At 39.6% G+C, this 14,887-nt stretch carries 16 protein-coding genes; 2 read left to right on the top strand and 14 right to left on the bottom strand.

What is annotated here, in order from left to right; translation table 11 throughout:
- Position 1: 1 nt before the first annotated feature.
- From lysA to ilvC, 11 genes are all read right to left on the bottom strand, one after another.
- Positions 2-1,213 carry a diaminopimelate decarboxylase gene (lysA, locus tag FM071_RS07945; RefSeq protein WP_193110458.1) on the bottom strand — a complete coding sequence of 404 codons (1,212 nt, stop codon included), beginning with the start codon at positions 1,211-1,213 and terminating at the stop codon, positions 2-4.
- 54 nt (positions 1,214-1,267) lie between these two features.
- The gene (locus FM071_RS07950; protein WP_193110460.1) at positions 1,268-2,341 is read right to left on the bottom strand and encodes an LptF/LptG family permease; all 1,074 of its coding nucleotides are present in this window, start codon (positions 2,339-2,341) and stop codon (positions 1,268-1,270) included.
- Positions 2,335-2,889 (bottom strand): aminoacyl-tRNA hydrolase, encoded by a 555-nt coding sequence (pth, locus tag FM071_RS07955; RefSeq protein WP_283949402.1) that lies wholly within the window; start codon positions 2,887-2,889, stop codon positions 2,335-2,337. The genes FM071_RS07950 and pth overlap by 7 nt, the downstream gene beginning before the upstream one ends.
- Before the next feature lie 2 nt (positions 2,890-2,891).
- Positions 2,892-3,428 (bottom strand): 50S ribosomal protein L25/general stress protein Ctc, encoded by a 537-nt coding sequence (locus tag FM071_RS07960; RefSeq protein ID WP_193110462.1) that lies wholly within the window; start codon positions 3,426-3,428, stop codon positions 2,892-2,894.
- A 53-nt stretch (positions 3,429-3,481) separates the two neighbouring features.
- On the bottom strand, positions 3,482-4,678 hold the full coding sequence (locus FM071_RS07965) for a type IV pilus twitching motility protein PilT (protein ID WP_193110464.1): 1,197 nt from the start codon (positions 4,676-4,678) through the stop codon (positions 3,482-3,484).
- Positions 4,675-5,655, bottom strand: coding sequence for a transaldolase (locus tag FM071_RS07970; protein WP_193110465.1), 981 nt, complete (start codon positions 5,653-5,655; stop codon positions 4,675-4,677). Before FM071_RS07970 ends, FM071_RS07965 begins: the two co-directional genes overlap by 4 nt.
- 49 nt (positions 5,656-5,704) lie before the next feature.
- Positions 5,705-7,009 (bottom strand): sensor histidine kinase, encoded by a 1,305-nt coding sequence (locus FM071_RS07975; protein ID WP_226960522.1) that lies wholly within the window; start codon positions 7,007-7,009, stop codon positions 5,705-5,707.
- 11 nt (positions 7,010-7,020) lie between these two features.
- Positions 7,021-7,959, bottom strand: a complete 939-nt coding sequence (locus FM071_RS07980; RefSeq protein WP_193110467.1) for an aminodeoxychorismate synthase component I — start codon at positions 7,957-7,959, stop codon at positions 7,021-7,023.
- Between the two features lie 8 nt (positions 7,960-7,967).
- Positions 7,968-8,837 (bottom strand): aspartate carbamoyltransferase catalytic subunit, encoded by an 870-nt coding sequence (locus FM071_RS07985; protein WP_193110468.1) that lies wholly within the window; start codon positions 8,835-8,837, stop codon positions 7,968-7,970.
- A 21-nt stretch (positions 8,838-8,858) separates the two neighbouring features.
- Positions 8,859-9,506, bottom strand: coding sequence for a dethiobiotin synthase (gene bioD, locus FM071_RS07990; protein ID WP_193110470.1), 648 nt, complete (start codon positions 9,504-9,506; stop codon positions 8,859-8,861).
- A gap of 183 nt (positions 9,507-9,689) precedes the next feature.
- Positions 9,690-10,712 (bottom strand): ketol-acid reductoisomerase, encoded by a 1,023-nt coding sequence (ilvC, locus tag FM071_RS07995; protein ID WP_193110472.1) that lies wholly within the window; start codon positions 10,710-10,712, stop codon positions 9,690-9,692.
- A 158-nt stretch (positions 10,713-10,870) separates the two neighbouring features.
- On the opposite strand from ilvC, the gene FM071_RS08000 reads away from it, so the two are divergent.
- Positions 10,871-11,524, top strand: a complete 654-nt coding sequence (locus FM071_RS08000) for a hypothetical protein (protein ID WP_193110473.1) — start codon at positions 10,871-10,873, stop codon at positions 11,522-11,524.
- A gap of 8 nt (positions 11,525-11,532) precedes the next feature.
- Entirely contained in the window at positions 11,533-12,267 is a 735-nt protein-coding gene (locus FM071_RS08005) for a hypothetical protein (protein ID WP_193110475.1), read from the top strand.
- A 15-nt stretch (positions 12,268-12,282) separates the two neighbouring features.
- Here FM071_RS08005 and ruvX read toward each other — a convergent pair whose 3' ends face one another.
- Genes ruvX through FM071_RS08020 form a run of 3 tightly spaced genes read right to left on the bottom strand, consistent with a single transcriptional unit; the run spans position 12,283 to position 14,885 of the window.
- Entirely contained in the window at positions 12,283-12,672 is a 390-nt protein-coding gene (gene ruvX / locus FM071_RS08010; RefSeq protein ID WP_193110476.1) for a Holliday junction resolvase RuvX, read from the bottom strand.
- Positions 12,673-14,016: a tRNA uridine-5-carboxymethylaminomethyl(34) synthesis GTPase MnmE gene (gene mnmE / locus FM071_RS08015; protein WP_193112061.1), complete on the bottom strand. Its 1,344-nt coding sequence runs from the start codon at positions 14,014-14,016 to the stop codon at positions 12,673-12,675. It abuts the gene before it with no gap.
- The gene (locus FM071_RS08020; RefSeq protein WP_193110478.1) at positions 14,016-14,885 is read right to left on the bottom strand and encodes a Jag N-terminal domain-containing protein; all 870 of its coding nucleotides are present in this window, start codon (positions 14,883-14,885) and stop codon (positions 14,016-14,018) included. Before FM071_RS08020 ends, mnmE begins: the two co-directional genes overlap by 1 nt.
- Positions 14,886-14,887 lie beyond the last annotated feature (2 nt).

A 14,887-nucleotide genomic window follows, 5' to 3' on the forward strand; every position in this document is an offset into this window, starting at 1 on the left:
CTTAATCCTCTAAATACTTTGTCTCAAGTGCAATCAAATCGTCAAAATTTTCACGTCTTCTGATCAAGCGTGCTTTGCCGTTTTCAACAGCGACTTCAGCAGATCTTCCACGTGTATTGTAGTTGCTTCCCATACCAAATCCGTATGCTCCCGCACTTTTAATGACAAGAAGATCATTGTGATTAAGTGGCGGCAGTGCATAATCTTTTGCAAAGAAGTCACCGCTTTCGCAAACAGGTCCTACAATGTCGACCTCACGCAGGTCATCTTTATTTTCTGTGAGTGCTTCTATCTCATGGTAGGCGTTGTAAAGTGACGGGCGTAAAAGATCGTTCATTGCACCGTCAACTACTACAAATTTTTTAGAACCGTTTTGTTTTTCATAGAGCACTTTGGTTACAAAATATCCGGCATTTGCAGTTAAAAAACGACCAGGTTCACACAGAATCGTCATATCAAGTCCTGTGAGTGTTCCCAAAATCGCCTGTGCATAATCATATGGCTGAATAAGCGTTTCGTTGTCATATTTGATACCAAGTCCACCGCCTACATCAAAGAACTTTAATTCAATATCGATCGCATCAAGTGAACGTACCAGATCAGCTACAATCTCAGCAGCTTCACGGATAGGCTGCAGCTCTGTCAACTGACTGCCAATGTGAAAATGAATCCCTACAGGGTCAAGGTTTTGAGAATTATTCGCTTTGATATACATTCTTTTGGCACTGTCAAGATCTACACCGAACTTATTGTCATGCAGACCTGTTGAGATGTACGGGTGAGTTTTTGGGTCAATGTTTGGATTGACTCTAATACTGATACGTGCCGCAACATTGAGCTCTTTTGCAATGAGTTCTACACGACCGAGTTCTGCTTCACTTTCAACATTGATGTATAAAATATCTCGCTCGATCGCTTCTCGAATCTCAGCATCACTTTTACCGACACCGGAAAAGATGATCTTATAGGCAGGAATACCTGCTAAAAATGCACGACGAACTTCACCGATGCTCACGCAGTCCGCACCGCTTCCCATCTTCGCAAAATGCTTGATAACACTTAAGTTGGAGTTTGCTTTTACAGCATAAGCGATAATGGATTTTCTACCACGGAATGCCTCTTTTAGCTCATTGTACTGCGCTGTCATATAATCAAAGTCATACACGTACAGGGGAGTTCCGTACTCTTTTGCCAATTCTTTAAAATCAATCATAAAAATTCCAAATTATTTTTTGAAATATTTTACCTGAAATGTGCTTATATGTGCCTAAGAGGTAGCGAGTCTATACTTTCTCCACTGTCTGATCGCAATGAGCATTAAAATGACAACAGGCCCGATTATGCCGACTTCACTAGGAATTGTTTTGTTATTTGAGAGTTCAATGAGCATCATCAATATTCCCCATATAAGAAGCGTTGCCAAAATGGCTCCGAAACTAAAGAGAGAGACATTTAAAAAGCGCACACTCATCGGAACGAAAAAGAAGATTATTACAATTAAAAAAGGTGCAAAAAACGGATAAACAAATATCTTGTAAAGTGCCCCTTTAATAGTTCGTGTATCTATTCCCTGTCTGTCAAGCAATAGTATTGCATCAATGGCATCACTGATGGTAAAGTTTACTTTCCCCTCATATACCTGATCAAGCATCTTTGGACGAAATCCCTCAAGTATCTGCAGGTCATTTGCTGTTGAAACCTTGATTCCCGGTGATGCCAAAGAGAGATCATCGGGCTTTGTAACCAAATCTCCTTTTTTTATATGCCAAAAGCCATTACGGTACTCTGCCGATTTTGCTGTTACTACCTCTTTTAATGAATTATTCTTGACACTAAAAACACGAACCCCTTGGGCTCTTTCTTGCAAAGGAAGAAGTTTTGAGAAATAAACATATTTGCCTTTGTAAGCGAAGAAAAGGTCTCGTGTAGGATTAAGATACTGCGCATGCTTTCGGATATTGCGTGAGAACTCCTGCGCCCTTGCAAAGCTTGACCATGTATGCAGTGAAATAAAAAGCACAATAATTGTCATAGATACTATTACAAAGGGTTTTAAGACATCAACTCTTGAGTATCCCAATGAGAAAAATGAGACGAGTGCATTGGAGCGAATCAAAAAAATCTTCGTTGAGATCATCCCCAAGACCAACGAAAGCGGTAACAAGAGATCTACAGCGTAAAAAGCGTTGTAAACCAAATAGATAAGTAAAAGGTTGGCTGACTTGGAAAGTTCTGTAACATGGTCCATATAATCAAAACCGACTACAAAAAGCACTAATGCACCAAGGATGATAAAAATGTACTTCAGATAATGCATCGCAATATATCGAAAAGCTAACATTCAATCCCTTTTTTTGAATATTGAGAGCGTGTCTCATCCAAAGAGTGCTCCGTTAAAAAATCTACTGCATCTGCAGCACTCTTAATAAAATCATCTAAGCATTTTACATTCTCAACAGAAAAGGGGCTTAAAACATACGATACTACTTCCCCTTTATGCTGTGGTTTCCCTATGCCCATTCTTACACGGATGTACTCTTTACCTATCATGGCATCTATGGATTTCAATCCATTATGCCCGCCGTGTCCGCCACCTTTTTTAAAGCGAAGTGCACCAAAAGGCAGGTCCAAATCATCATGTATTACAACGATATCTTCGATTTTATAAAAGTTTTTCACCTTGACAACAGAATTACCTGAGAGATTCATAAATGTAAGTGGTTTTAATAAAAGATGATTTTTAAATTTGTAAAGTTCCCCTTCAAACGATGAAGAGGAGAGTTTCGAAGCGTTATGACGAGCAATAAGCTCATCAATTACCATAAAACCGATGTTATGGCGTGTTTTTTCATAGTCATTCCCAGGATTGCCCAGTCCGACTATGAGCATAATTATTTAGCTTTTATGATACTCAATACCGCTACACGATCAGCATCTGTAAACTTGATACCATCGATATCAGCAATATCACGGATAAGTTTTGCATCACCAACATCCATGTCAGTCACATCAATAACAATTGCTTTTGGAAGATCTTCGATTTTTGCTTTTACACGTAAACGAGTTTTAGAAATATTTACAAGACCTTTGTTTTTAAGACCGATAGCTTCCCCTTGTGCTTCAACAGGAACCATATAGTGTGTCACTACACCTGGTTGTGCTACCATAAGGTCAACATGTAAAAGTTTTCCTGTAACTGGGTGAGACTCATATGATTGAACCACAACATTCATTTCTTTTCCGTCAATTTTAACTGGAAATGCCAATGTATCTTTGTTGCGAACAGTACGGATATATTCATTCTCTTTGAATGCGGCATTGATATTTTCAAGCCCTTTTCCGTAAATATTTGCAATTAGATAACCATCACGGCGTAGAGCTTTTGTGCCCTTTTTGCCAATACTCTCTCTAACTATACCTTCTAACATATGAAGTCCTTAATTTAAAATGGACGCAATTATATCTTTTTAAGGATTAAATTTTACTTTAAATCAAAAATATCGTCATCACTGGCAATATCTACTGAAGCTTTCGGTACTTCTTGGTTTTCATTTGGATTACTCGTGATTTTACCGCTCATAAGCCCTGAAATTTTCAATTCAAGGTCAGAAGCACTCGTTGCATTCTCAAGGGCCTCTTCTTTTGAAATAACCTTATCTTCATAAAGATCATAAATTGCCTGATCGAAACTTTGTGATTTGTAATGTTCTTTCCCTGCTTCTATCGTATCTTTGATCTCATAGTCACGATTTTCCATGATGAGTTTCTCGATTGTAGGCGTTCTGACCAAAATCTCCAATGCTGCTCGACGTCCTCCGTCAACAGTAGGAACAAGACGCTGGGAGATTACTCCCTGCAGTACACCCGCAACAGAAAGTCTCACACGATTTTGTTCTTCTGTAGGGAACTGGGCAATGATACGGTTAATCGTCTCTTTTGCATCTACCGTGTGCAATGTTGAAAAAACAAGGTGCCCTGTATCAGCTGCATGAAGGGCGAGATTGATCGTTTCACGGTCACGCATCTCCCCAACCAAAATGATATCGGGGTCCTCACGCAAAGCGGCACGCAACGCTGTACCAAAGGAAAGCGTATCCTGTCCGACCGAGCGTTGATTGATAATACAGCCTCTGTCTTTATGAACAAACTCAATTGGATCTTCAATCGTAATAATATGTTTCTTTCTTGTCAGGTTTATCTCGTTGATGAGTGCTGCAAGCGTCGTTGACTTACCTGAACCGGTAACCCCAGTTACAAGAACAAGTCCTCTTTCCTTATGTGCAAAACTTCTGACAACTTCAGGCAAATGCAGTTCTTCAAATGATGGAATACGTACAGGAATCACACGAAATACAGCAGATACTCCATCCATCTGAAAAAAGATGTTTACACGAAAACGGTTGTTCTCATCAAACGGGTAAACGAGGTCAAGCTCTTTTTTTTCAACAAACTCCGCAAAGCGCCCTTTTAGCAACTCTTTTGCAAAAGTCAGAGCATCTTCTTTAGAAAATATTCCGCCTGAGAACTGCTTTATTTCACCATTGATACGTGCACGCATAACAGAATTGGCCTTCACGTGAAGATCCGAACCACCTACTTCAATCATCTTTTTAAGATGCACCCTTACTTTTTTCAACTGTTCAAAGGTTAATTTACTTACATCTATATCTACGTTCATAATGCCTCCAAGATCTTTTTAAATGCATCTTTAAATGCTTCAAGCCCGTCATCGATCTGCTTTTGTAAAACAGCATCCAGATCTATACCTATACTTTTAAGTTTTTCCATGTGTTTCTCGATAACACTATTGTCAATAGGCAATGCTTTTTCTTTTTTCCCATTGGCATCGAAAGCTTTTATAGTATCTATCGGTGCAGTATTGACACTGTTGTATGCCAAGAGTTGTTCAACGTAATAGTGTGCACTCAGAGAGTCATCTTTCACTCCCGTACTTGCAAACAGTGCCCGGCACCCTTCTACCTGCATCGCTTCAATCGCCACATAAATTTCAGAGGAGTTATAGATTCCCGTCAAAGCCACTTCGATATTATGCTCTTTGAGCAAAGAGTCAAGTGCCCGGTCAACTCTTGATACAAAAATACTTATCACTGTATCGACTTTTTTTCCATACTTTGCAGTTCCCCGCTCAAAAGCTTTGGCACATGCAACAGCCTGCTCTTTTTTAAAGATTAGTGTCGCATTGACAGGAATTCCCTCTGCAGTAAGCGCTTCCATCGCTTCATATCCCGCTTTTGTAGCAGGCACTTTTATCATAACGTTTGGCCTTTCAATCATCGAAAAAAGTCTTTTTCCTTCAGCGATGGTCGCAGCTGCATCATCACAATAAAAAGGATCTACCTCAATGCTCACATAACCATCATCACCTTTATCAAAAAGAGGTCGTAAGATATCGGCAGCTTTTTGTATATCAAAGACTGCTACAGCTTCATACTTCTCTTTTGCACTCAAACTCCCAAGCGATTCAAGTTGTGAGATATAAGCATCGGAACTTAAAATAGCGTTTTTGAATATAGCCGGATTTGAAGTCGCTCCATTAATAATTTTTTTCTCTATTAAATCCTTAAATTCATTATCAAGATAATCTCTTTCAATAAAATCAGCCCACAGTGAAAACTTCAAATCTTCTATATACATACACATCCCTATTTTCATTTATTTCAATTATAGCCCAACGAATCTGAAATTAAGCTAGTTTCTTCGGCACAACAACTGTAAAAACAGAACCATACCTTGTACTTTTTACATTTATCTCTGTATGGAACTGCTTGAGCATTATCATCTGTGACATATAGAGTCCAAGCCCCGTACCGTTTTTCCCTTTCGTACTGAAATAAGGTTCAAAGATAGAATCTATATTCTCTTGTGAAATACCACCTGCGTTGTCGGCTATCTCTATAACAACCTCTTTATGTCTGCTAAAGATATTGATGCCAATATGAGGATTTTTGATATTGCGTGAGACAAGTTCGTCAACAGCATTGTTGATGATATTTAAAAGAACCTGTATCAATTCGTTCTGATATGTAGCGACAACAATTCGCTGCTTCACATTGAATCTGATTTCTACCCGTGTCTTTTTTAATCTCGGTTCAATAAAAGAAATAGCCTTTTTTACAAGTTCATTGATATCAACTGTCGCAATCTCTTTATTTGGTCTGAAATAGGTTTGAAAATCATCAATGGTTTCAGAGAGATAAACAACAGTATCACTGATATTTTCAAGTGCACTATCGAGTTCTGTATCAGGTATCTCTTCTCCTAGTAGTTTTTTTACCTGAAGGTTGGAGATATTGAGCGTTACAGTTGAGAGCGGTTGACGCCACTGATGGGCAATCATAGAGATCATCTCTCCCATCACGGCCTGTCTTGACTGCAATGTCAGCATCTTGTCTTTTTTCTGCATCTCTTTTATCTGCCGTTCCAACTGTTCTTGCTGCTGCAATATCAGTCGTTTTGATTCAATCATTTTATATTTATAGAAATAGACGATCAAACTGACGATCACTAGTGCAAAGACAATATAAAAAACCTGAAAGAAGCTGTATTTGACAGGTATGTAAGGCTGCAGTGGTGCGATTAGAATCATGCCGATTAAGATTAAAAACCATACAATGGTCACTCTGTCATCAACAAGATAGAGCATTACGATAGGATAGGTGTATATCCAGACAAATTTCATCTGCGTTGGATCAGTGACATATATCAACAGTATCAACAGAGTCGTACCTATGGTCGTAACAGACATAGAAACAAAAGTATAATACTGCTTACTGCGCCTTAAAAGAAAGAACGCAATGATGTTAAAAACGAAAAGTGAAAATTCAAACCATGCCAAAGCACTGAAATGGTTGATAATAAAACCATAAATATAGGCGATAGAAGATGTTATAAGAGCTATATTTATCATCTGAAATCGACTGCGCTGTTCGATCTCATCTTTTTGAAACTGGTGACCGCTAACAAAAATATTTCTCAATGACATCTGCATCCGTTTCTCTCTTAAGGAAGATATATCTTATCTAGCATCTCTTCATATTCACTTACAGCATCACTGTCAAGCGTAATGCCGCCCCCGCTTTTATAGACATAACCATCTCTTGTTTTTTCAATAAAACGGATCATCACCCCGCTATCGAAGCTTTGTCCGTCAAACAGACCAAAAACACCGCTGAAAAATCCCCGCTCATACATTTCTGTCTTCTCTATTATATCCAAAGTACTCTTCTTTGGCGCACCGCTGATACTACCGGCGGGAAGCAGTGAATGCAGTATATCTCCAAGATGCTCACGCCAATCTTTGGGAAGTACGCCAGAGATATGTGAACTTACCTGCCACAGCTCTTTTTCTCCTGCTTGAATTTTTTGTGTATAACGAAAACGATCAACCTTCACATCTCTTGCAACAATCGAGAGATCATTGCGTAGCAGATCAACGATCATAATATGCTCAGCCATCTCTTTAGCATTGGCTAAAATTTTCTCCTCTGCGTGAGGTATCGCCGCATCTATGGTTCCCTTCATCGGAAATGTATGAATGATATCATCATTTATCTGCACAAACTTTTCAGGAGAAAAGCAGACGAACTCATCTTTGTAACGAAGTTTGTAATGTGCATTGGCAAGCGCATATATCTCTTGAAGAGAAAGCTCAGTGTCAATAACAGTCGGCTGCGTGAGATTTAAAATGTAGGTATTACCTGAACGTATCTCCTCAATAATGGCATCAAACTTTTTTTTATACAATGCAAAATCGAGGGGAGATTTCTTTAAAAAATGTGGATGTGCTTTGTAAACATACTCTTCACAAATAGCAAACTCTATATCACTCTTTTTGAGTTCATCAAGCGTAAAAACTTCTACATTCTCTGCTTTAAAATCACTCAAAAACAAAAAAGGAGTTCCCTCACGTGAGAGGGCATTTATTTTTTCAAAAGGCATCTCTGCGTTTAAACTATCAACTTTTTAAGAATTGCCATTCGGATATTGACACCGTTGCTCACCTGCTGGAGTACTTTGCAGCGTTTATCTTCAAGCATCGCATCGCTAATATCTATGTTTCTGTGTACCGGACCAGGATGGAGTAAAATGATGTCACGATCCCCTACCAACTCTTCAGTGATACAAAAATCGCTCGCATAATCCTTGAGTGATGCATAGCTTTGTGAAGAGTGACGCTCAGTCTGGGTTCGAAGACTCATAATAGCATCCACTTCATCGATGATATCATGCAGATAGTGCGTCGTTCTAAGATCTGTTTTTGGTAAAAAATGCGGCGGAGCCACGAGGACTACTTCCATACCAAAACGTGTCAAAAGCTCAATGTTTGAATTTGCCACACGGGAATTCTTAATGTCACCGACGATGGCTATCTTTTTACCACTTACATCTCCAAAATGATCCTTGAGCGTATAAAGGTCCAAAAGTGCCTGTGAGGGATGCGCATGAGCACCATCACCTGCATTTAAGATAGCGGCTTTTGTATGGTTAGAGAGAATTTTCGGCACACCGGCATTTTGATGACGGACAATGATTGCGTGAGGGCCCATTGCATCGAGATTCATCGCTGTATCGACAAGTGTTTCACCTTTTTTTGTAGAGCTTTTTGCCACATCAAGATGCACTATCTCAGCGCCTAAACGTTTTGCGGCTATTTCAAAAGAGCTTTTTGTCCGTGTGGAGTTTTCAAAAAAGAGTGTAATAATGATCTTGTCCTGCAAAATCCGCTCGAATCTTCCATCACTGAACTCCTTTGCATCAGCTAAAAGTGCTTCTATCTCTTCTTTTGTAAAGTCATCAGTTCGAATTAAATGGCGCATGAGAATCTCTTTTATTTTAATTTACAAATTATACAGGACATCGCAAAGCGTGTCAATGTCAGAAGCACTTTTATATACTTTGAGATCTTTAGCCAGAAAGTAAGGTTCACTGACTACAGAAAAACTCTCATCATCCTCTTTACAGTTAAAAACAGTCGCAAAAGACACTTTTTTATCTTCAAGTGTCTTTTGAGAAAGCAGTGTATCATTGATACAGCCAAGTGAGCAGTGCGTCACTAGCAGTGCCGTTGCCTGAAGTGCTTTAATAAGGTCTATCATCATTGCATTACTGTCTAAAGGCACATAAAGCCCCCCTGCCCCTTCAATGAGCAAAACATCACAAAAGGCTTCCTGCTGTGCTATGGCTCTGTCTATCTTGTCATAATCAATGAGGCTGAAATTTGAAGCGATGGCAGGAGCCGCAGGCAGTTCGTAAGAGATGGGCACGATATCTTCAACATCCAAAGACCAGGCAAGCGGATTGAGCTGTTTTAAAAGCCCTAAAAGTTCATCCCCATCAGGATACATTTCATCTGTAACCCCAGTCTCTATCGGTTTAACCACACCGACACTATACCCTTTGTCAGTAAAAGCCCGCATCAAAAGTTTTGTGAGATATGTTTTACCGATGTCAGTATTGGTAGCTGTTATAAAAATTCGTTTTGCCAAAATTTCTCTCTTAATTATTTAAAAGATTATAGCAAAATAAAATTTTATAAGATAATGAAAAAATTGAAAACTATTAGATTTTTGCTTAATGTGCTTTAGATTTGGATGTTTTTGTAAAGGAGCTTACTGAAGTAAGTGACTGCACAAATCATCCGAAGATGAAGTGCAGTAAGTAAAAAGATATTAGTTTTCGTCTTGATTAACGATTTTATTTGCCGATATCCACGGCATCATTTCACGAAGTTTCACACCAGTCTGCTCAATTAATGAAGCACGAGCATTTGTTCTTTCAGCATTCATACGAGGATAACCTGCTTGACCTTCTAGGATGAAGTCTTTTGCAAATCTACCATCTTGGATCTCTTTAAGAATCTCTTTCATAGCAGCTTTAGACTCGTCGTTGATAACACGTTTACCAGAAACATAGTCACCATATTCAGCAGTGTTAGAGATAGAGTATCTCATATCTGCGATACCACCCTCGAACATTAGGTCAACGATGAGTTTCAATTCATGAAGACATTCGAAATATGCCATTTCAGGAGCATAACCAGCTTCAGTCAATGTTTCAAAACCAGCTTGAACAAGTGAAGATACACCACCACAAAGTACAGCCTGCTCACCGAAAAGATCAGTTTCAGTTTCATCTTTGAATGTTGTTTCGATAATTGCAGTACGTCCGCCACCGATTGCAGATGCATAAGAAAGTGCTAACTCTTTCGTAGTACCTGAAGGATTTTGACCAACAGCGATAAGGTCAGGAATACCACCACCACGAACGAATTCAGAACGCACAGTATGACCCGGAGCTTTTGGCGCAATCATAGTAACATTGATGTCCGCTCTTGGAATGATACGACCATAGTGAATGTTGAAACCGTGACCAAAAGCGATAGTAGCACCTTCTTTAAGATTTGGTTCAATCTCTTCTTTATAGATTTCAGCTTGATTTTCATCCGGTAAAAGGATCATTACAACATCAGCTTTTGCAGTAGCTTCGCCAACTGTCAATACTTCAAAACCTTTTGCTTCAGCTTTTGCCCAGCTTGATCCACCTTTTCTAAGACCAACAACAACTTCTACACCGCTGTCTCTTAAGTTTTCTGCGTGAGCGTGTCCTTGAGAACCAAAACCGATCATCGCAACTGTTTTACTTTTGATGATGTCTAAATTACAATCTTTGTCATAATATACATTTAATGCCATACGTTTTCCTTGAGGCTTTAGAGAAATTTACTCTAAAAAATTTGTCGCATTATACTGAAACTTTTGTAAAACTTTTATTAGTTCTAGCTTATAACAAAGATAAAAATATTTATCTTAATCTCACACTCTGTATAATATGAAAAAAATTAGAGGCAGTTATGAAAAAATTTAACCTATTTAACGAGATAATCATTACAAGTAAAAAAGAACTTCTTAATGCTGTAAACTCTCAAAAAGAGTTTGGTATAAACACGCAAGGGGAGATTGTATTTGCACCTTTTAATGCTAAAGAGATACTGATCTATCAAGACAAACACACGCCGCAGGCTTCGAGTGCCCTTATGCCGCCGAAAGTCCCAACACTCACCGATATCTTGGGAGAAAAGTATCAGATAGTAGAGGATGATGACCGTCTGCTTATAAAAGCATTCTCAAACTGGCAGGAACTTATCAAGATAAATACACCTCGCGCATCGTATGACGATACCACAGGAGATGGTGTCGATAAATTTGCAAACAATGAGCTTGAAGATATCGGCTGGAATGCAACTGAATTTGACATCTCTTACCGGGAACTCGTTGAAGTTTTAGAAGAGAAATGCGATGGGACACTGCTTTGCATCGAGCAGGAAGAGCCCTCTTATCAGTTCAGTGGATTAGGTTTTATAGCTGACGACAAACAGGCAAAAGAGATTCTTTTTAACTATTGTCAGGAAAAAATCAAAAAAATGACAAACGAAGACCCTCTGTATGCCAAAGACAACCTAAGCTCCGATGAAGAAGAAGCTGCAGAATTTTTCGCTGTGCTATAATCCAACAAATGACAAACAAACAAAAAATCACCATCGAGTATAAGTATCGCGGCAGTATCGAACTGCCGGACACTCCTCACTCAAAAGATATCTTCTTTCGTGTTAAACAGGCTTATGCAAACCATGAAAAGATGGGTGTGCATCTTCTTTTCTCACGCAATAAGCTTCAACAGCTCAAAAAATACCAAAAGGGTGCTGCGGAAAATGAACTCTTGGAGTTGGATTTTTACATTAACATGGGTGAGATACTTGGCTTTGAGACAAAAGATGCACAAAAATTAAAACAATCCATTATCCTTATCAACGATACTGCCCATACAGGCTTTAACATCACCAAACGTCTCAAGCTCATCAACAAAAAAAAGCCCTCTCACGCAAAGAAGAGTTACCTCTTTTGGGATATTGAGAACTTTTCAAGTATCGCGTCCATCTTCAATGATGTCATAGAACCCTATAACATAGACGATAAGAACATATTTCTAGCAGCAAACCCTGATTCACTCTACTTAAAAAAAGCGGAGTGGGAAGCAAATCTCTATGATTATGGAAAAACGCTCAACTCTTTTGAATTTATAAAGTGTGACCATGGAAAGAATGTAGCAGATGATGTTTTGCTGCGTGAGATGCAGAAACTGCACTTGAAAAACACAAATATCTTTATACTCACCTTTGACAGAGAGCTAAAAGAGCGTTTCACGCAAGAGGTGGATAAAAGCAACAACCTCTATATCTTGGGCAAATAACTTTAAAGTATACCTCTACTTACGAGCCAGATACCTCTGCAGAATTATCATAGCAGAGAGTGAATCGATGCGCCCGTCACGTATCTGTTTCATCTCTCCTTTCATAAGAGCTTCTGCTTCTTTGGAGCTGCCTGCTTCATCTTGAAAAAAGACTTCCCCTTGAAAATCGACAAGATTCATAAAGTGTTCTATCCTGCGGCGCATCTCATCTTCACTGCTTCCGCCAAGCGGCAGACCGACAACGACTACATCGGCTTCCCACTCTTTTAGCACTGTTTGTACTTCAGCTGCTGCTTGATTGCGATTCTTACGGATGACTGCCGGCAGCGGTGTTACAATGTCCTTATGTGCAGAATAGGCAAGACCGATACGCTTGAGTCCTAAATCAATAGCAATATATTTCATCTATTTTCCAAGACAAAAAGAGCCGAACATCTTGTCAAGCATCTCATCATTTTCAAACGGGCGTGTTATGCTTGCCATTGCCTTGACGGCTTCATTGAGATGAAAAGAGAAAATTTCAAGTTCTTGTGACTCAAGCGGTTCATACGCCTCTTCAATATTACGCATCGTCTCCCTCACCGCACTGATCTGACGCTCCGAAATCAGCATGATCTCATCACTGCTGTTACTACTGTCCATAATGGCTTGCAGCTTTGCAACAAGAGAAGAGACATCCTCTTTGGAATTGAGTTCAAGATCGAAATCCATACCCTCAAGTAGAAATTTCTGCGGCAGATCGACTTTGTTTTTAATGATGATCTTCTCTTTATCGGCTGCGTGAGCATGCAACAGTTCGACGATCTGGCTATCCTCATCATCAGCCTCACGTGAGCCGTCAAAGAGAGCGATGACGATATCACTCTGTTTAATAGCATCGAGACTTCTCTCTATTCCTATGCGTTCTATCTCATCATCAGCCTCACGGATTCCTGCCGTATCAACGATTCGGATAAGGTGTGTGCCGATCTTCACCTGTTCTTCAATAGTATCACGTGTCGTTCCCGCTATATCACTGACTATGGCACGATTATAATTCAGCAACGCATTTAAAAGGGAGCTTTTACCGACATTCGGTTTTCCAATTATAGCTACACGAAAGCCCTGCATCAAGCCTGCGCGTGACTGCGATGCCATCAATGTTTTTTGCAGCAGCTTATACAGTTCATCGAGTTTTGCTCTTATCTGCGCAACCAAATCTGTTGGCAGATCCTCTTCTGCATAATCGATCGTCACTTCAGAGTAAGCAAGTATATGAATTATCTCATCTCTGACCTGCTCGATGAACTCTTTAAGTGAGCCTTTCATCTGAGCGGCAAGTATCTTCGCCGCATCTTCACTCTTTGCCTCTATGAGTTGTGAGATAGCTTCTGCTTCGCTGAGATCTATTCTTCCGTTAAAAAAAGCCCGTTTGGAAAACTCGCCGGCATTGGCAAGGCGTGCACCTGCATCCAAAGCTGCCTTGAGAATACTCTGTGCAACGATATAACCGCCATGACACTGGATCTCGACAACATCCTCTGCAGTAAAAGAGTGCGGCCCTTTGAAATAAATAACGATAGACTCATCAATAAGTTCACCATCAGCATTGTAAATATTTGTCAGCGTTGCATATCTGTTTTGGAAATTTTCTTTTTTGGAGAGTTTTTTTGCGATTGAGAATGACTCAGCGCCGCTGAGTCTAATTATTGCAATAGAGCCAATGCCATTTGCAGTGGCAACGGCTGCTATAGTATCATTTTCCATGATCAGTTCGTGTGGTAATCATTTACCAGAATATATTTAAGTCCGTCCCGAGTTGAACGGATAACGACATATTTTTCCGGATAACGCTCACGCAGCTCTTTGAGTGCGATCTGAACGAGAACACCATCAAGAATTTTTGTTTGTGCACGGCCGTCTCTGTCGATATTTTCACATACTGACGTGAGATAACGGCCGACGGACTCTTCCTGATTTTTCAAAAATTCTGCGATCTCCAGACGAAGCTGTACATCATATTTTGTATTTATCCAGTTAAAGAGCATATAAGAGAGTGCTTTGTAACGGTACCCTTCTTTTCCTATGAGCAGTGCTGCATCTTCACCTTTAAACTCTACAAGCAGTGTCTCATTGTCATATGGGCTAACTTCAATGGTATCGATCTCGAAACATATCAGCTTAAAAAGGTCATTGATCTCTTTTTGCACTTCAACTGCAATGGCATCGATGTCAACGGAAACTTCTTTTTCGATATTCTCTTCATCATAAGCGTCATCATAATCTGCCGTATAGTCCAGCCCACTTGCCAAATCTTCCTCTAACTCTTCTTCATCCTGATCACTCACAAAAGAGGTCGGCATGATAGTGTCATTTAAGAATGTCGGGCTTATTTCTTCCTCTCTAACAACAGGCTTCTCTTTTTTTGGAGATACTTGTTTTGGAGTATTTACTTCATTCTTGACCTGTTTTGATTTATCAATCGTTGCAACAATGATTGCCGGCTTTTTAAAAAGTCCCAAAAAACCGCCGCTTGGAGCTTGTACAACTTCAACAGCCATCTCCGTAACGGAACATTTTAGTGTAGCTGCTGCATCTTTGTAGGCTTCTTCAAGGGTTACAGCTTCTATCTTAATCATAA

The organism is Sulfurimonas paralvinellae (assembly GCF_014905135.1).
GTDB classification, from domain to species: Bacteria; Campylobacterota; Campylobacteria; order Campylobacterales; family Sulfurimonadaceae; genus Sulfurimonas; species Sulfurimonas paralvinellae.

Coding starts and splice junctions, on each gene's coding strand:
- lysA (WP_193110458.1), bottom strand. CDS start 1,213: ATGATTGATTTTAAAGAATTGGCAAAAGAGTACGGAACTCCCCTGTAC.
- FM071_RS07950 (WP_193110460.1), bottom strand. CDS start 2,341: ATGTTAGCTTTTCGATATATTGCGATGCATTATCTGAAGTACATTTTT.
- pth (WP_283949402.1), bottom strand. CDS start 2,889: ATGCTCATAGTCGGACTGGGCAATCCTGGGAATGACTATGAAAAAACA.
- FM071_RS07960 (WP_193110462.1), bottom strand. CDS start 3,428: ATGTTAGAAGGTATAGTTAGAGAGAGTATTGGCAAAAAGGGCACAAAA.
- FM071_RS07965 (WP_193110464.1), bottom strand. CDS start 4,678: ATGAACGTAGATATAGATGTAAGTAAATTAACCTTTGAACAGTTGAAA.
- FM071_RS07970 (WP_193110465.1), bottom strand. CDS start 5,655: ATGTATATAGAAGATTTGAAGTTTTCACTGTGGGCTGATTTTATTGAA.
- FM071_RS07975 (WP_226960522.1), bottom strand. CDS start 7,009: ATGCAGATGTCATTGAGAAATATTTTTGTTAGCGGTCACCAGTTTCAA.
- FM071_RS07980 (WP_193110467.1), bottom strand. CDS start 7,959: ATGCCTTTTGAAAAAATAAATGCCCTCTCACGTGAGGGAACTCCTTTT.
- FM071_RS07985 (WP_193110468.1), bottom strand. CDS start 8,837: ATGCGCCATTTAATTCGAACTGATGACTTTACAAAAGAAGAGATAGAA.
- ilvC (WP_193110472.1), bottom strand. CDS start 10,712: ATGGCATTAAATGTATATTATGACAAAGATTGTAATTTAGACATCATC.
- FM071_RS08000 (WP_193110473.1), top strand. CDS start 10,871: ATGAAAAAATTTAACCTATTTAACGAGATAATCATTACAAGTAAAAAA.
- FM071_RS08005 (WP_193110475.1), top strand. CDS start 11,533: ATGACAAACAAACAAAAAATCACCATCGAGTATAAGTATCGCGGCAGT.
- ruvX (WP_193110476.1), bottom strand. CDS start 12,672: ATGAAATATATTGCTATTGATTTAGGACTCAAGCGTATCGGTCTTGCC.
- FM071_RS08020 (WP_193110478.1), bottom strand. CDS start 14,885: ATGATTAAGATAGAAGCTGTAACCCTTGAAGAAGCCTACAAAGATGCA.